Source organism: Pedobacter steynii, assembly GCF_900103665.1.
Classification (GTDB): Bacteria; Bacteroidota; Bacteroidia; order Sphingobacteriales; family Sphingobacteriaceae; genus Pedobacter; species Pedobacter steynii.
This window is the reverse complement of the sequence record NZ_FNGY01000014.1, coordinates 84,282-101,454: the sequence shown is the minus strand read 5'-3', so window position 1 is coordinate 101,454 and position 17,173 is coordinate 84,282. Positions and strand designations below refer to the sequence as shown.

12 protein-coding genes are annotated in these 17,173 nt (G+C 40.0%); 8 read left to right on the top strand and 4 right to left on the bottom strand.

Going from position 1 to position 17,173, the window contains the following annotated elements; genetic code table 11:
* Window positions 1–63 precede the first annotated feature (63 nt).
* Window positions 64–1,455: an arginine decarboxylase gene (locus BLQ87_RS29375; RefSeq protein WP_073225930.1), complete on the bottom strand. Its 1,392-nt coding sequence runs from the start codon at window positions 1,453–1,455 to the stop codon at window positions 64–66.
* Between the two features lie 103 nt (window positions 1,456–1,558).
* On the opposite strand from BLQ87_RS29375, the gene BLQ87_RS29370 reads away from it, so the two are divergent.
* Together BLQ87_RS29370 and argS are read left to right on the top strand one after the other, a co-directional pair.
* Window positions 1,559–2,509, top strand: coding sequence for an arginase (locus BLQ87_RS29370; protein WP_074612473.1), 951 nt, complete (start codon window positions 1,559–1,561; stop codon window positions 2,507–2,509).
* Between the two features lie 3 nt (window positions 2,510–2,512).
* Window positions 2,513–4,294 carry an arginine--tRNA ligase gene (gene argS, locus BLQ87_RS29365; RefSeq protein WP_074612472.1) on the top strand — a complete coding sequence of 594 codons (1,782 nt, stop codon included), beginning with the start codon at window positions 2,513–2,515 and terminating at the stop codon, window positions 4,292–4,294.
* Between the two features lie 130 nt (window positions 4,295–4,424).
* Here argS and BLQ87_RS29360 read toward each other — a convergent pair whose 3' ends face one another.
* Both BLQ87_RS29360 and BLQ87_RS29355 read right to left on the bottom strand, forming a co-directional pair.
* Complete coding sequence (locus tag BLQ87_RS29360) at window positions 4,425–4,781, bottom strand: hypothetical protein (protein WP_074612471.1); 357 nt, start codon at window positions 4,779–4,781, stop codon at window positions 4,425–4,427.
* A gap of 78 nt (window positions 4,782–4,859) precedes the next feature.
* Complete coding sequence (locus BLQ87_RS29355; protein ID WP_074612470.1) at window positions 4,860–5,978, bottom strand: AI-2E family transporter; 1,119 nt, start codon at window positions 5,976–5,978, stop codon at window positions 4,860–4,862.
* 315 nt (window positions 5,979–6,293) lie between these two features.
* Here BLQ87_RS29355 and BLQ87_RS29350 point away from each other — a divergent pair, with 315 nt between their 5' ends.
* The 6 genes from BLQ87_RS29350 (at window position 6,294) to mnmE (ending at window position 15,588) form a co-directional block, all read left to right on the top strand.
* Window positions 6,294–8,072 carry a class I mannose-6-phosphate isomerase gene (locus BLQ87_RS29350; RefSeq protein ID WP_074612469.1) on the top strand — a complete coding sequence of 593 codons (1,779 nt, stop codon included), beginning with the start codon at window positions 6,294–6,296 and terminating at the stop codon, window positions 8,070–8,072.
* A 60-nt stretch (window positions 8,073–8,132) separates the two neighbouring features.
* Complete coding sequence (locus BLQ87_RS29345; protein ID WP_074612468.1) at window positions 8,133–9,533, top strand: sugar porter family MFS transporter; 1,401 nt, start codon at window positions 8,133–8,135, stop codon at window positions 9,531–9,533.
* Between the two features lie 3 nt (window positions 9,534–9,536).
* Window positions 9,537–10,352, top strand: coding sequence for a sugar phosphate isomerase/epimerase family protein (locus tag BLQ87_RS29340; protein WP_074612467.1), 816 nt, complete (start codon window positions 9,537–9,539; stop codon window positions 10,350–10,352).
* A 20-nt stretch (window positions 10,353–10,372) separates the two neighbouring features.
* A complete protein-coding gene (locus BLQ87_RS29335; protein ID WP_074612466.1) occupies window positions 10,373–11,347 on the top strand; it encodes a phytanoyl-CoA dioxygenase family protein in 975 nt (324 codons plus the stop codon).
* 57 nt (window positions 11,348–11,404) lie between these two features.
* The gene (locus BLQ87_RS29330) at window positions 11,405–14,062 is read left to right on the top strand and encodes a glycoside hydrolase family 38 C-terminal domain-containing protein (RefSeq protein ID WP_074612465.1); all 2,658 of its coding nucleotides are present in this window, start codon (window positions 11,405–11,407) and stop codon (window positions 14,060–14,062) included.
* A gap of 155 nt (window positions 14,063–14,217) precedes the next feature.
* Window positions 14,218–15,588, top strand: coding sequence for a tRNA uridine-5-carboxymethylaminomethyl(34) synthesis GTPase MnmE (gene mnmE / locus BLQ87_RS29325; RefSeq protein WP_074612464.1), 1,371 nt, complete (start codon window positions 14,218–14,220; stop codon window positions 15,586–15,588).
* 101 nt (window positions 15,589–15,689) lie between these two features.
* Here mnmE and BLQ87_RS29320 read toward each other — a convergent pair whose 3' ends face one another.
* Complete coding sequence (locus BLQ87_RS29320) at window positions 15,690–17,078, bottom strand: serine hydrolase (RefSeq protein ID WP_074612463.1); 1,389 nt, start codon at window positions 17,076–17,078, stop codon at window positions 15,690–15,692.
* Between the last annotated feature and the right edge of the window lie 95 nt (window positions 17,079–17,173).

Below are 17,173 nucleotides of genomic sequence, written 5' to 3'. Positions count from 1 at the left end.
GTTAAAAAAATAGGCTGTCCCCATAAAAGGGACAGCCTATTGAATTTTGTTTTCCCGGGTTGTTTAAGCGTAACCCAGAATTTTTAACACCTGTTTACTGTTTTGCTCTTCCCCGAATACTTCAAAGTTGAAAGTTTCATCTCTGTTTCTGCGAATGATGACATGTTTTGGACTTGGCAATAAGCAATGGTGAATTCCTCCATATCCGCTCAGTACTTCCTGATAAGCTCCGGTATTGAAGAAACCCAGGTATTGTACTTTACGTGTTTTAGGCATGAACACACTGTTCATATGCGCTTCCTGATTGTAGTAATCCTGGCCATCACAAGTGATACCACCTAAGTTCACCCGCTCATATTCTGCATCCCAGTTGTTGATCGGAAGTAAGATGTATTTTTGGTTTAACGCCCATACATCAGGTAGGTTGGTGATGAATGAACCATCCAACATCAGCCATTTCTCCCTGTCGTTCTGTTGTTTACGACCCAATACTTTGTATAAGATGCCAGATGCTTCTGCAACGGTATATTTACCAAATTCAGTAATGATATCCGGTTCTACCACATCGTGCTCTGCACAGATTTCTTTAATCCTTTTTACGATTTCATTCACCATGTATTCGTAATCGAAATCAAACACAAGGGAATCTTTAAATGGCATACCACCACCGATATCTAAAGTATCCAGCTCAGGGTTGATCTTTTTAAACTTGCAATACAAGGTCACGTATTTTTCCAGCTCATTCCAGTAGTATGGAGAGTCTGTAATTCCGGAGTTGATAAAGAAGTGAAGTAATTTCACCCTGAAGTTAGGATTGGCCGAGATCTTATTGTTGTAGAAATCGATCACATCTTCCATACGGACTCCCAGTCTGGAAGTATAGAATTGTGAATCCGGCTGCTCTTCTGCCGCGATACGGATTCCAAGGTTACAAGGGGTATCCAGTTCTACTTCATCATCGAAAAGGTTAAACTCTTCTTTGTTGTCCAATACAGGAATGATGTTCTTATAGCCATCATGCAGCATATCGATGATATACTGTTTGTATTGGTACGTTTTAAAGCCATTACAGATTACGGTAATGTCTTTGGTAAGGGAACCTTTTTTCTCCAATGCCTCAATCATGGGCATATCGAACGCAGATGAGGTTTCCAAATGGATGCCATTTTTCAGGGCTTCTTCAACAATGTGCCTGAAGTGCGAACTTTTAGTACAATAACAATACTTATAATCCCCACGGTAATTGTTCTTAATGATCGCCGTTTGAAATAATAATTTGGCTTGTTGGATTTTCTTACTTATCATTGGGAGGTAAGTGAAACGTAATGGCGTACCATAGGTTTCAATCATCTCCATCAGATTGAGATCTTGAAAATATAATTCGTCGTCTATAACGCTGTAACCTTCCTGAGGAAAACCAACACTTAGATCAAGAAATTCGGAGTAACTCTGCATTTTTTATATTTTTGAACAATTATTTAAAGGAGTAGCAAATTAAAATGAGTTAATTTCGGTTCCAAAGATAAACACTTTATAAAATACACTTGTATTTTTTTTTATGACTAAGACTTTAAAAATTATTGAGGTAAAATCCGAGATCGGCGCCGGTACACGCGGAGCCAGTTTAGGAGTAGATGCAATTAAGATTGCGGCACTGGATTTTGGGAGCAGATTTTTTAAAAAACACAAATCTGTTGAGGTGCCAAATGAGAACCATTTGTTGCTTGAAGGTACCGGTAGCCCCTATGCGAAGCGGATTTCCGGAATTTTAACCATGGTAGAGCGGGTGAGTGAAATGGTGCAAACTACGCTTGATGAGAAACAGTTTCCAGTGGTTCTGGCAGGTGATCACAGTACTGCTGCCGGGACAATTGCAGGCATAAAAGCAGCCTATCCCAAGTCGAAATTAGGGGTAATCTGGATCGATGCACACTCAGATTTACATTCCCCTTACACAACACCTTCCGGAAATATGCACGGAATGCCGCTTGCGATGGCGCTTGACGAAGATAATTTAGAGTCAAAAGTAAACAAGCTGGATCAGGAGACGATCAACTACTGGTATCAGCTAAAAAACGTTGGAAATATAGCACCTAAGATTAATTATCGCGATCTTGTGCTGATTTCTGCAAGGGATATGGAGAAACCGGAAGAATTTTTACTGAAGAAAAACAAAGTAAAGATCTATACTACGGCCGATCTCCGGAAAAGAGGAGTAGAGCGGACAGTAATCGACACTTTAGTCTACCTTGACCATTGCGACCTGATCTATGTTTCATTTGATGTAGATTCTATGGACCCTACCGCATCACGCGGAACGGGAACACCGGTTGCACAAGGACTGACGGAGAGAGAAGCAGGAAAGCTAATGTCCGGGCTGATCACCAACCAAAAGGTATGCTGCTTCGAAATTGTAGAAGTGAACCCTACTCTCGACAGAGAGAATCAAATGGCAGAACATGCCTTTGAGATTTTAATTAAAGCGACGAACGCTTTTAGAAACGAGTAAATTATGAATATCGAACAACATATTACCACTGCAACAATAGCTGCAGTAAAGCATTTATACGATCAGGAGATTCCTGAAAACCAGGTTAGTTTACAAGATACCAGAGCAGAATTTGAAGGACAGATCACGATTGTCGTGTTCCCTGTTGTACGTTTTTCTAAGAAATCACCGGAAGTTACGGCAACTGAGCTTGGCGAATATCTGGTAGCGCATATTGAAGAAATTACTGCATTTAATGTAGTGAAAGGATTTCTAAACTTAACCGTAGCCGATAGTTATTGGTTAAACCTGTTTAACCAGAAGCTGTTGAGCCCTGATTTCGGTGCAGTACCGGCGAATGGTAAAAAGGTGATGGTAGAATATTCTTCGCCAAACACCAATAAACCCTTACACCTTGGACACGTCAGGAACAACCTGTTGGGTTATTCTGTGGCAGAATTGCTGAAAGCAAGCGGTCATGAAGTGTATAAAGTAAACCTGGTAAACGACAGGGGAATCCATATCTGTAAATCCATGCTGGCATGGCAGAAATGGGGTAATGGCGAAACTCCTGAAAGTTCCTTATTAAAAGGCGATCACCTGGTAGGGAAATACTATGTGATTTTTGATAAAGAATACAAAAAAGAAATAGAAGCTTTAAAAGCAGAAGGACAGACGGAAGAGGACGCGAAAAAGAATGCGCCACTCATCAAAGAAGCGCAGAAAATGCTGCTGGATTGGGAGAATGGAGATGAAGCGGTGATGTCTTTATGGAAAACCATGAATGGTTGGGTGTATGACGGCTTCGCCGTGACTTACAAAACCATGGGGGTGGACTTCGATAAATATTATTATGAGAGCAATACTTACCTTTTAGGTAAGGGAACGGTAGAGGAAGGTCTTGAGAAAGGCGTGTTCTTTAAGAAACCGGACGGCTCTGTCTGGATCGACTTAACTGCAGATGGTTTAGATCAGAAGCTGGTTTTGCGTGCGGATGGTACATCGGTGTACATCACTCAGGATCTGGGAACTGCTCAAATGAAACACGACGATTTCCAAATGGATGATTCGTTGTACGTGGTAGGAAATGAGCAGGATTATCACTTTAAAGTATTGTTCCTGATTCTGGAGAAGCTGGGTAAAACCTGGGCTAAAGGATTACACCATTTGTCGTACGGCATGGTGGATCTTCCAAGCGGAAAAATGAAATCAAGAGAAGGTACTGTCGTTGATGCCGATGATCTGATGGCAGAAATGGTGGAAACCGCCAAACAGAAAACCGAAGCCTTAGGAAAAGTGAATGACTTCTCTGAAGAAGAAAAAGAAAACTTATACCAGAATATAGGATTAGGTGCTTTGAAGTACTTCCTGTTAAAGGTAGAGCCGAAAAAGCGCTTGTTGTTTGACCCTGCAGAATCTATCGATTTCCAGGGGAATACAGGGCCGTTTATCCAGTATACCCATGCACGTATCAAATCTTTGCTAGGTAAAGCAGGCTATGACCCGGTAAAAGGCGGTGCGAAAAACATTGTTTTAACTGGTACAGAACGCGAAATGATCATGTTGCTTGCAAAATATCCTGCAGAGCTGATTGCTGCTGCAAAAGTGTATAGCCCTGCAAGTCTGGCCAATTACCTATATGAGGTAGCTAAGCTGTTCAATAAGTTCTATCATGAGGTTCCGCCAATTGTGAAGGAAGAAGATGAAGAATTAAAACATCACCGTTTAAACATCAGTGCGGTAACTGCAGGTATTCTTAAATCCGGAATGAGAATTTTAGGCATCACGGTGCCTGAAAGAATGTAAGTTCGGTTTATAATATTTTGAATATTTAAAAGGTGCAGAGATGCGCCTTTTTTGTTTACAGATTGGAAATTGAAAATAAAAAAAGCAGGACCTATCGAAATAAGTCCTGCTCTTTGAAAAATTTAATGATTTAGAGGTTTGGGAACATGGTCTGCGCCGCTTTTCCAATCAAAGGCATTTCTTTCTTTTCTCCCTGGATAGCACCGATAAAACCGATTACCCATAATATAAATATCCCCAGGTATACTATTTTATAGATCAGGCCTGCATCGAAAGGCATGATTGCCACAAAAATGCTGAGTCCAATATTTAAAGCAAGTACAATAAGAAAGAGTAACAAGGTTTGTCTGAGGTGAAAACTACCCAGCTCTGTTCTCTTGTCTTTGTGCATGGCAAAATAGGCTACCAGCCATCCTATAAGGGTGATGTAGCTGACAATTGCCACTGTCTTTCCATCGTCTGTTGATGAGTTAAAGTTTGTTTCCATAGGTTTGAAGTTGTTAATTATTGATGTTAAGGCCTTTTATTGATGTTAATATAGTAAAATAATTGTTATTTAGCTTATTTATTTGCTTAGCCCGGGGTCTGTAGGTACAGATTTCTTCTTCCTGAAAGCGGCAAAAGTCATTGGACTTTTGGCGGGTCTTTCATCCCCCAGTAACACCCCCCATTGCTTGAACATCTCTGTTCTGTCGAAAATCACTTTTAATACCGCAATGATCGGCATGGAGAGAAACATTCCGGCGACGCCTGCGATACTTCCGCCGATAATCACCCCGAGAATGGCAAAAAGGGCATTGATCTTCACTTTGGAGCCTACAATTTTCGGCATCAGGATATTGTTGTCCAGGAACTGTACGACTGCAATTACTCCTAGTACTGTAATTACCGGCCACAATTCCGTAGAGGAGGTCAGGGTAAGCAATACACCGATGATATTTCCAATTAAAGCACCTACATAGGGAATCAGGTTTAAAATGGCGAAGATCACACCAATCAGTAAGGCATGTTTGATGCCTATCAACAACAGGATTCCGCCAAGGAGAATGGTCATGTAAGTCACCTGGATCAGCAGGCCCACCAGGTAGTTTTTGATGATGGCCTCTGTTTCGTAAATGGCTTCTTTTACCTTTGGATGGTGATCGGGCTTAAACCACATGAAAATGAAACGGAGTAAAATGTCTTTATAAAAAAGCATCAGGTAGATGTAAATGGGAAGCAGTCCCACAAATACAAAAATGGAGCTTAAGGTTACTGCTGCACCACTGGCTGCTTTTCCCGCCATTCCCAGTAAATCATCACTCTTCTCGGTGATGAATTTCATCTGTTCTTTTGTAGAAACATGACTGATGGTGCTGAACCACTCGCTGAGTGATTTCAAATGCGAATTTACATTGCTTTTGATCTGAGGGAAGTCTGCCGCCAAAACACCAATCTGTGCGGAAAAGAACCAGACAATGGAACCTACAAAAATCACGACAAGGAGGATGGGCAGGATAATCGCGGCAATTTCCGGAAACTTGTATTTCCTTAAGAACCGGAATACGGGAAGGAGCACGATGCTGATGAAAAATGCCATGATTACAGGCATGATGATGTCTTTTCCAATGACTAACAGGGCGCCAACGAGGACGATTCCGAGGAGTTCAATGGATCTTTTTACGGTTAGGGGCATTTCTTTCATAGGAACGGTGCTTGTTTTACTGCCTTTATCGGCTGTTAAGGTAGATAAAGAGAGACATGATGGCTTGAATTGTAGTTTATTTGTTTTTTACAAAAGGTAAACACGATAAGATATGAAATGTTTGGCTAGTTATTGCAATTTAGAATAAACTGTTTATATTCGTAATATGTATATACATATGAACAAAGTTCAGTTAAGATTTGAGCAATGGATCATGATGCTGTGCTGTTATAAAAATGATCGCTTTACTTATTGTGGAAAAGAGGAACAGTGAAGGGAAATTAAATCAGTTTAAAAAATTACAAAGAAATATCAATGGAATCTATCCAAGTAGCACGAAAAACAACACAAGTCTTATTGCCGCTAACCAATTCTTCTCCTTCTCATCAATCATATACTATCGTTCCAACTTTTAATACGCAATATGCAGTGCAAGCTGGCTATGATTCATTGGCTCAAAGTTTAATAGCTGAAAAGAGGGTGGTCATCGATGGCTTTGGTGGTGTATTATGGGAGTTATTCCGAATGAATTTACAAGAGTGTTTCGATCGGTATGGCAAAAAAGTATTCTGGTATGATGTGGACTCCTGCTTAAAATCTCCCGAAGAAGTAAACGAAATGATTGCTGCTAATTTAAATGGCGACGATCCGGTGTTTGGAAAAAAATATTCCGGCAACCTGATTGATTTCTTTGATGAAAAGAAACTAGAGTTGTTAATGCCCGATGACCACACTGATTTGTGCATTGTCTACGGAACAGGAGCCATGTTAAGTAACTGGAAGGCCCCGCTTATTTATTTGGATGTTCCAAAAAATGAAATCAAGTATCGAATGCAGGCTAAAAGTATTACAAACCTCGGATCTGCAGCCGTATTTGAGAACACTCAGATGTACAAACGCTTTTATTTTGTAGACTGGCCCGTATTAAACAAACATAAGGAAGCATTGCTTTCCAGTGTTAACTATATCGTTGATGAGCAAAGGATAGATGAAATTACCTGGATGAGGGGAGAGGATTTCAGGAACACACTTGATGCCATGTTTGAACAACCTTTTAGAGCCAGACCCTGGTTTGAAGCGGGTGTGTGGGGTGGAAACTGGATGAAGAAAAAGTTTAAAGAACTGCCTCAGGAAGAAGTAAATTATGCCTGGTCTTTTGAATTAATTACGCCTGAAAATGGAATAGTGCTGGAAGGTAACAACCATTTGCTGGAGATTTCTTTCGATTTCCTGTTATTCCGAAATAATTATAAAATGCTGGGAAAAGCAGCTCATAGGTTCGGTAACGAATTTCCAATCCGTTTCGATTTTCTGGATACCTATGATGGAGGCAATCTTTCTATTCAATGTCATCCAAGAACCAAATATATTCAGGAGCATTTCGGAGAAACGTTTACCCAGGATGAAACTTACTACATTTTAGATTGTGAGCCAGATGCCAATGTTTATTTAGGCTTTCAGGATGATATTAATCCGGATGAATTCAAACAGGCATTACAAGATGCGCAGGATAAGGGGATAGAAATGCCGGTAGAAAAGTATGTGCAAAAATACAAGGCGCATAAACACGATTTATTCCTTATCCCTAACGGAACCGTTCATGCTTCGGGCAAAAATAATATGGTGCTGGAAATTAGCAGTACCCCATATATTTTTACGTTTAAAATGTACGATTGGCTTCGTCTTGATCTTAATGGCAGCCCTCGTCCCATCAATATAGAACATGCTTTTAATAATCTGTATTTTGATCGAAAAGGTGATTATGTTCCGCAGGAGTTGATTTCGCATCCTAAAATAATCAAAGAATGGCCGGAGGGTAGAGTGATGAAGCTGCCTACCCATCAGGAACATTTTTATACCGTTGACCGATATGAGTTTACCGGAGAAACTGTTATTGAGACCCAGGGACAATGTCATATCTGTATGTTGGTCGAAGGAACATCAGTTGAGGTAAGGGTCGGAAGTAACAAGACGGTATTTCAGTATGCCGAAACCTTTGTGATTCCTGCTGCGGTTGCACAATACACCGTTCGCAATCAGGGGACATCCAAAGCCTTCTTAGTCGTCGCTTATGTAAAAGAGCATTACTGCTAGAGCCGGAATTCACATTGACTTATAAAAAAACGAACCACGTTTAAGAACAAAAAAACTATTATGGAAAGGAAAGGAACAAATTATTTTATTTTTCTCATCACGCTAATTGCGGCACTGGGAGGTTTTTTATTTGGGTTTGATATGGCTGTAGTGAGCGGTATTATTGAACCCTTAAAATTGCAATACGGATTATCATCCGCACAGGAAGGATGGTTTGTATCCTGTGCATTATTAGGTTGTATTGCTGGCGTGGCTTTTTCTGGTTATCTCAGTGATAAAATCGGCAGAAAAAAAGTTTTGTTTATTTCAGCCATATTGTTTTTAATCAGCGCAGTAGGTTTTGCATTTTCCGAGGCTTATCTGATGTTAATTTTCTTCCGCGTTCTTACCGGGATGGCGGTAGGTGTGGCTTCGAATCTATCCCCGCTTTATATTTCAGAGGTAGCGCCTTCGCAAAGGCGTGGACAGCTAGTTGTCTTTTATCAGCTTGCGATTACCATAGGGATTCTGGCCGCTTATATCAGCAATTTATTTTTACAACGTTATGCCAGTGCCCAGGTAGGGGGAGGCGAGGGTTTGTTGCATTGGTTACTTGTTGAAAATGTTTGGCGGGGAATGTTTATTGTGGGCGTTATTCCGGCAGTGGCATTTTGCTTATTGCTGTTAATAGTGCCTGAAAGCCCGCGCTGGTTGGTGCAATATGGAAGAAATGAGGAAGCGTTAACCATTCTTCGTAAAATAAATGGAGAAGAAACCGGACGGCTGGAGTTCGATTCCATTAAAGAAATGGCCAGTCAAAAATCAGGTGGCTATAAAGAGTTGATGCGTTTGCCCTTAAGTAAATTATTGACATTGGCAATGGTGCTTACTGCATTGTCGCAATTCAGCGGGATCAACGGGGTGATTTTTTATGGTCCCACCATTTTAAAGTCGGCGGGTATTGTCACCAGTGATGCCCTGTTTTACCAGGTCATATTGGGATCAGCCAATGTACTTTTTACATTTATCGCCATTTCAAAAGTAGATACCTGGGGTCGCAAGCCGCTATACCTGATTGGTTCGCTCTGTGCTGCTTTCGCATTGGCGCTGACGGGCTTTTGTTTCCTGATGAATATCACAGGATGGTTCATGTTATTTAGCATCATTTTGTTTCTTTTATTCTTCGCCTTTTCTCTTGGTCCATTGAAATTTGTGATTTCAACAGAAATATTTCCCACGCACATCAGAGGAACCGCTTTGTCGATGTGTATTATGACAATGTGGGTTTCCGACTGGATTGTAAACCTGTTATTCCCCATGATGAGAGACGGGTTGGGCATTGCCAATACGTTCTTTATCTTCTCCTTCTTTTGTATCCTCTCTTTTGTATACGCAAAAAAGAAATTGTTCGAAACCAAAGGCAAGAGTTTGGAAGAAATTGAGAAAGCCTGGAATTCAGATTTGATTGCAGAAAAAGTATAGCTCATGAAATTGCAATTTTATTATCCGCGATGGGGTTCAGAAAATATGGATTGGGATCACTTTTGTCAAAAAGTAAAGCAAGCAGGATATGATGGGGTGGAAGCGCCGGTACCGGAAGGCCCTGAGGAGCAAAAAGTGATCTTGGATGCGCTGAAAAATAACGATTTGCAGCTGGTTGGCCAATACTATCAATCTTTTGAAAAAGATTTTGAAGTACATAAATCCAGTTACGTAAAGCAGTTATATATACTGGCTTCGGTGCAACCGGTAAAAATTAATGCTCAAACGGGTAAAGATTATTTCAGTTTTGAACAGAATGCGGAATTGTTTGCCATTGCCAATACGATCACGAAGGAAACAGGTGTTACCATTTGTCATGAAACGCATCGCAATAAGGCTTTATTTGCGGCTCATATCACACATATTTTTTTAAAAAAGTTACCAGATTTAAAGATCACGGCCGATTTTTCCCATTGGTGTAATGTCGCAGAAAGTTTACTCGAAGACCAGGAAGAGGCTCTTGCTCTTGCCTGTGAAAATGTGGAACACGTTCATTCAAGGGTAGGGCATACACAAAGCGCTCAAGTGATTGATCCACGCTTGCCGGAATTTAAAAATGAACTGGAAGCGCACTTGAGATGGTGGGATGCAATTGTGAAGGAGTACCGGGATCATAAAAGAGAAGTATTAACAATTACAACCGAGTTTGGTCCGGCTCCTTATATGGTTCATTTACCTGTTACCGGTATGCCGATCGCCAGTCAATGGGATATCAACGTACACATGATGCATTTGCTGAAAGGGAGATATTGTAAATAAATTGTTTGTGATAAAAAAATATGGAAAATTTAAATTTCTCTAAAGATTTAGCCGACTATAGTCATCCACTAGGGGATATGTTTGTGCAACCAAAATCTGCAAAAGAATGGGAACCCTACCTATTGTCTGAGGAACAAATTGCTTCTTTTAAAAAAGTCGGATTTGTAAAAGGGATTAAAATTCTGTCAGAAGAACAAGTAGATCTGCTTAATGCGGAACTTGTAAAGCTACAATCCTTGAATGAAGAGGAAAAAAAACTATTTTACCACTACGAAAGCAACGAGTCTGAAGATCCGGACAAAGTGCTCTTCCATGCCATTGGAGCCTGGCGTTTAACTCCCGGATTTCATGACTTGCTATGGGCACCGGCATTTCGTATGGCAGCCTATCAACTGTTGGGGCAATCGTTTAGAATTTTCCATGACCAATTGTTTTGTAAACCGGCTAAACACGGTGGGGTAGTGGCCTGGCATCAGGACTTTTCCTATTGGACATTTACTAAGCCTATGCACCACCTGACTTGCTGGATTGGTTTAGATGATGCCAATGAAGAGAATGGCTGTCTTTATTTTGTTCCGGGAAGCCATAAGTGGGGATTGCTTCCTATTACAGGATTAACGGGTGATATGGATTCAGTAAGGACAATATTAAATGAAGAACAATTAGCCGCATTTGAGAAAAGAGTGCCTAATGAATTGCCTAAAGGATTTGCCAGTTTTCATCATCCGCTTACGATGCATGGTTCTTATGCCAATGTTTCGGCTCGTCCAAGAAGGGCAACTGTGCTTAACGTGATGAGTGCCCATACCTTGGGAAACACGGAAGGATACCAAAGGTTGGAGGCTTTAAAAACCTTTCCTGCTATGCCTCAGGACCAAGTGCTCGACAGTAATTTTTTTCCGCTTTTATTTGATGGTGATAAAGAATTGGAAGCAATGGGAAAAGCTATTCCTAAAGTCGGTCATCAGGAGCTATATGATACTGATGTAAAATAATTCCAGCGATAAGATTTGCAGAAAAATACAACTATTCAAACCAAATATTAAAATAAAATGAAACGTTTCATCAGTGGTTTAGCCATGTTTTTGCTGGTAAGTACTTGCGTGCTGGCCCAAACAAACGACAGTAAAGTAAAGGAGGTGATTGTTGTATTTAAAACCCATTTTGACATTGGTTACACCGATTGGTCGGACAATGTTCGATACAATTACGCCAATTCAATGATTATAAGCGCTTTGAGTACAGTTGATAAATCAAAGGATTTGCCAAAAGACCAACAATTCAAATGGACAATTTCAGGCTGGCCAATGAAAGAAATTCTTTCAAAAGCGAAACCGGATGTTAAGTTAAGCGTTGAGCAGGCCATTAAAGATGGAAACTTTCTCGTTCATGCCTTACCTTTTTCCATGGAAACGGAGTCAAGCGATTTAGAGCCATTGGTGCAGTCGATGGGATATGCTTCAAAAATAAGCAGAGCAGCAGGCTTGCCACTACCGATAGATGCCAAGGAATCAGATGTTCCGAGTCATTCCTGGATCCTGCCTACCATGCTGACTAATGCCGGAGTTAAATTCCTGCACATCGGGTGTAATCCTGCATCAAGGTCGCCAGAGGTTCCGTTGTTGTTTTGGTGGGAAGGTCCGGACAAATCAAAGCTGATGACTTTCTATTATGGAGAATATTACGGAACCAGTCCTGCACCGCCAAAAGACTGGGCCCACAAAACCTGGTTGGCTATCATTCAGACTAATGACAACAGCGGGGCCCCTACTTACGAAGAATACAGAGAAGCAGTGAAAAATGTTGAAAAACTGAATCCCGGTGCAAAAGTTCGTGTGGGAAGTATGGCCGATTTCTACAGTACAATTATCAAAGAAAATCCAAAGCTGATCACCGTAAAAGGCGATATGCCTGATACCTGGATTCATGGTTATATGTCGATGCCGCGCGAAATGAAATCGAGTAGGGTTTTGAGTAAATCAACTTTTAATCTGGAAGCTTTCAGTACGCTTTCTTCTATTTGGGGAAGAAAATCAGAAGAACCAATTCCTGCTTTTGTCGATCAATCGTCGGAGAATATTAATCTATTTGACGAGCATACCTGGGGTTTGGCAATGAGCCATGGCGAGTCCGGCTATTGGGCTTATGGTAAGGAATTTGAAAAATTGCGCGCCAAAGGATACTATGATATTATTGAATATTCATGGAAGGAGAAAGGGAATTATGTAACTGGTTCGGAAAAATTAATTCTTCCGGTTGTCAGCAGAGAGCTGAAACGTTTGGCTGCTGCTGTAAATGTAGAAGGCAATCGTATTGTGGTTTACAATCCACTGCCATGGGAACGCAATGATATGGTAACTGTTCAAACGGCTGCAGCTTTCAAAAAATCATTGAAAAATGTGGCAACGGGAGAAATTGTTTCCATCGTTAAAGATAAAAATATTCTTCAATTCCAGGCCAACCACATTCCGGCAATGGGATATTCAACTTTCGTGTCAACAGGTGAGGAAGCGGTTACTTCAAAATCGAATCTTTCTTTCGACGCTGAAAAAGCAATGATGGAGAATGAATTTTTTAAAATCACTTTCGACAAAAAAAACGGGACCATCCAATCGTTGATTGATAAAAAATCGAACAAAGAAATGGTGAATGCCAATTCTGATTACAAATTCGGACAATATGTAAACGAACGTTTCGCTAAAACGCAAACCGACAAATACGCTAAAGATTACATCAAAGCGGGTTGGAACTGGGCGTATCAGGAATTGGGCCGAATCAATCTTGACGATACTCCCTACAAAAAGTCATCCGGTAGAAATGCAGAAATCACATTTTCTAAAGATGCTTTGTCGGTTACTGCGATCATGACTTTCAAAGGAGATGCTGATTTAGTTCACAATTATTCAATGGTTTTTACGCTGTATGAAAACAAACCAACAGTAGAAGTGATTTGGAGTATCAATGGAAAACCTGCTGAGGCCTGGCCAGAAGCGGGATGGATTAGTTTTCCTTTCAATATTGAACATCCACAGTTTAAGCTGGGGCGTTTGGGAGCTGTGGTTGATCCAGTTAAAGATTTTGTAAAAGGATCTAATTTAGATTATGGTTTTATTAATACGGGAGTTGGCGTTTTGGATAAAAATAATCAGGGATTTGGGCTTACTTCTCCAGATGTGCCAGGCCTAAGCTTAGATCGTCCCGGATGCTGGAAATATTCAACAGATTTTGTTCCGCAAAAAGCAAACGTGTTCTTCAATTTGTATAACAATCAGTGGAGTACCAATTTTACAGAATGGGTGGAAGGTTCCTGGACTGCAAAGTTCTACATCTGGGGCATTAATAATTATGCTGACGGAAGTGCTATCGTAGTCCCTTCGGAAGAAATCAGAAATCCATTGATGGTTGGCTATACCGAAGGAGCAGCAGGGAAACAAGGGGCAACTTCGAAAGGCGTTTCTGTATCTGAAAAAGGAGTTTTAGTTACTTTCTTTGGGAAAAACCGAGATGGGGAAGGCGATGTAATCCGTTTGTGGGAGCAAAATGGTAAAACAAGTCCGTGTAAGGTTACCCTGCCTGATGACAATAAATATAAATCGGTACAACCTTGCAATTTGAGGGGAGAAAAAACAGGAGAGGAAATTTCTATTAAAAATAATGCGTTCGAAGTTAAGATAAAGGCTAATCAGCCTGCTTCTTTCATTTTAATTTAGATGGCATTTTTTGATGTTGCCCGCTTTTAAGTTAGATAAAGAGCGAAAGCAGTGCTTGAATTGTAGTTTATTTGTTTTTTCAAAAGGTAAAGACGATGAGGTATGAAATGTTTGGCTAGTTTTGTAAATAATCAAAACACAGTATATTTCTTTTTATGATCAGTAACGAAACCATAGTTGCCTTATCTACGCCGCCCGGAATCGGGGCGATAGGTGTAATCCGCCTTTCAGGTAAGGACGCAATCTCTATCACAAATTCAGTTTTTAGTGGAAAAGACCTGCTGAAGCAGGATTCTCATACGCTGCATTTTGGGTTGATCAAAGATGGAGATATGGTGATTGATGAGGTGGTGGTCAGTTTGTTTGTCGCCCCGAAATCTTATACAAAAGAGAATGTGGTAGAGATTTCCTGTCATGGGTCAAATTATATCATTCAACAGATCATTTCTTTATTGATCAGAAGAGGAGCATCGGCGGCTAAACCCGGAGAGTTTACTTTAAGGGCGTTTTTAAACGGAGGATTAGACCTTTCTCAGGCAGAAGCAGTTGCAGATTTGATTTCCTCGGATTCTCAGGCAGCGCATAGCGTGGCCATGAACCAGTTAAGAGGAGGTTTTAGTACCGAGCTTAATTTGTTAAGGGAACAATTGATTCATTTTGCTTCGATGATAGAACTGGAGCTGGATTTCTCTGAAGAGGATGTGGAGTTTGCCAACAGAGACCAGTTACAGGATCTGATTAACAAGATCACTTTAGTGATCAATAAACTGATCCGTTCTTTTGAATTAGGAAACGTGATTAAGGAAGGAATCAATACCGTAATTGCCGGTCGACCAAATGCCGGTAAATCAACTTTGTTAAATGCGTTGTTAAATGAAGACAGGGCAATTGTAAGTGAAATTGCGGGAACAACAAGAGATACGATTGAAGAGGTCTTAAATATCAACGGAATTAATTTCCGGTTGATCGATACGGCAGGGATCAGAGAGGCTACAGATACGATTGAAGCGATAGGAGTAGAGAAAACGATGCAGAAGATTAGTCAGTCTGCAGTGTTGGTGTATTTGTTTGATGTGCTGAACCTTTCTGCTTCGGAGATAAAGGAGGATATCAAGAGTTTGCACAAACCGGGAGTATCCTTTGTTGCTGTAGCGAATAAAATGGACCTTTCTTATAGTGATAGGCTTAAAGAATTAAATCTTCCTTCGGATATCAATTTTATTTCTATCTCTGCGAAAGAGAATCAGGGGATCGAGGAATTGAAAGAATTGATCTATAATACTGCGGTAGGAGATAAGCTTTCTGCAAACCATACCATGGTAACGAACATCAGACATGTGGAAGCCTTGCAGAAAACGCAGGTGGCACTGAGCAGTGTTGCGAATGGATTGTTGAATCCGGTGACTTCGGATTTTCTGGCCATGGATATAAAACAGGCGCTTTATTACCTTGGTGAGATCACAGGGGCCGTTACTACTGATGACTTGCTGGAGAACATATTTAGTAAGTTCTGTATCGGCAAGTAGCTGAAAACCAGTATTTAAGATTCAATTCCAATCGATACTACAAACAAAAATTTCAGAGAAGCAGATAAATTTTATTTGCTTCTCTGTTTTGGTATGCTTCACTATTTAATTTTTTTTGCCTTCATTTTATGCTTCCCCTGAGAAAAAGTGAGTTTGCAAACATTTCCGTTTTCATCTTTTTCGAATAGGATTGTGGCATCAAATTCTTTTAAGAAAAACGAAGTTTCGCTTTCAGCGTAAATTCTTAACGGCGTTTGATTTGTCATAGATGCGTAAGGCTTATCTCCATTCAAAGTAATGAAAAACTCCATTCCTTCTTGAATTTGGTAAACCCCTGCAATTTCGTTGAGCTGTTCTGGCGTTAAAATTATTTCCTTTTTACCTGTCGGATTTGGCTCTGGTAACTCATATAATGCATAGCGAATGGTTTTGTTGACAATTTCTGACCCTTTGTGATTAAAAAGTATAATGATTGTTTTGTCATTATCAATATGTAGCTCGTTTAAAGTAAGATAACCAGCCCAACCACCGGTATGTGATACTACCTTACCAAACACTTCGTTACTGTCGAGTTGCCAACCATATCCATAATTAAAATTGGAACCGTCAGCCAATACAGCCGGTCTGAACATTTCTTTTTTTCCTTCTGCGGAGATAAGTCTATCCGTATATAAGGATCTGTCCCATTTTAATAAGTCCAATACAGTAGAAAAAACTCCACCATCGCCTACGATACCGCTAAACATTTTTACGTAATTATATTCTTCCAATTCATTAGTAAGAACTAATGACTTCAAACTATCCGAATATGCATAGGAATGTGCCAGATTTTTAATTTCATTTGATGGATGTTTATTTTTTTGTACAAATGTACTTTTCATTTCTAAAGGTTTAAAAATATACTTCGATAGAAAATCACCGTATTTTAATCCGTAAACTCTTTCAATAATACTTGCCAATAGGGCATATCCGGTATTACTGTATTCCCATTTGGAATTTGGAGCAAACAATGCTTCTGGTTTTTCTTTGGAAAAATAATCTATGATATCTTTATTGGTAGCTATTTTGGTTTTGTCAAATGACTTTTCAAATATTTCCATATAGTCAGGTAAACCTCCGGTATGGTTGAGTAAATGTCTTATGCTAACGCCTTTGTAAAAAGATAACTCGGGAATGTATGTTGAAAACGGCTCATCCAATTTTAATTTCCCCTTTTCTTTCAACAGCATAATACCCATTGCCGTAAACTGTTTGGAGACTGAAGCTAAATCAAAAATGGAATTTTCATTTAATTCTTGCCTGGTACTTTCATTAGCCATGCCAAAACTTTTATTGTAAATGATATTGCCTTTGTCTGCAATTAGTACATTGCCATTTATTCTGCTCTTTGCATATAAGGAACTTAGCAAGCTGTCTATGCTTTGAATATTTTTTTGCCCAAATAGTATCTGAACAGCAAACAGGAATACGAATGTGATTTTATACTTCATTGTTTTATGTTTTAAAATTGATTTTTCGTTTTTACAAGGCAATACCTTTCCTTCTCCACCACCTGATGAAGTTGTTGATATTGTACAAAAATGTT

Bases quoted from the DNA above. Each gene is read 5' to 3' on its own strand.
- BLQ87_RS29340 (WP_074612467.1), top strand. From the start codon at position 9,537: ATGAAATTGCAATTTTATTATCCGCGATGGGGTTCAGAAAATATGGAT.
- BLQ87_RS29360 (WP_074612471.1), bottom strand. From the start codon at position 4,781: ATGGAAACAAACTTTAACTCATCAACAGACGATGGAAAGACAGTGGCA.
- BLQ87_RS29330 (WP_074612465.1), top strand. From the start codon at position 11,405: ATGAAACGTTTCATCAGTGGTTTAGCCATGTTTTTGCTGGTAAGTACT.
- BLQ87_RS29350 (WP_074612469.1), top strand. From the start codon at position 6,294: ATGGAATCTATCCAAGTAGCACGAAAAACAACACAAGTCTTATTGCCG.
- BLQ87_RS29345 (WP_074612468.1), top strand. From the start codon at position 8,133: ATGGAAAGGAAAGGAACAAATTATTTTATTTTTCTCATCACGCTAATT.
- BLQ87_RS29370 (WP_074612473.1), top strand. From the start codon at position 1,559: ATGACTAAGACTTTAAAAATTATTGAGGTAAAATCCGAGATCGGCGCC.
- BLQ87_RS29375 (WP_073225930.1), bottom strand. From the start codon at position 1,455: ATGCAGAGTTACTCCGAATTTCTTGATCTAAGTGTTGGTTTTCCTCAG.
- mnmE (WP_074612464.1), top strand. From the start codon at position 14,218: ATGATCAGTAACGAAACCATAGTTGCCTTATCTACGCCGCCCGGAATC.
- argS (WP_074612472.1), top strand. From the start codon at position 2,513: ATGAATATCGAACAACATATTACCACTGCAACAATAGCTGCAGTAAAG.
- BLQ87_RS29320 (WP_074612463.1), bottom strand. From the start codon at position 17,078: ATGAAGTATAAAATCACATTCGTATTCCTGTTTGCTGTTCAGATACTA.
- BLQ87_RS29355 (WP_074612470.1), bottom strand. From the start codon at position 5,978: ATGAAAGAAATGCCCCTAACCGTAAAAAGATCCATTGAACTCCTCGGA.
- BLQ87_RS29335 (WP_074612466.1), top strand. From the start codon at position 10,373: ATGGAAAATTTAAATTTCTCTAAAGATTTAGCCGACTATAGTCATCCA.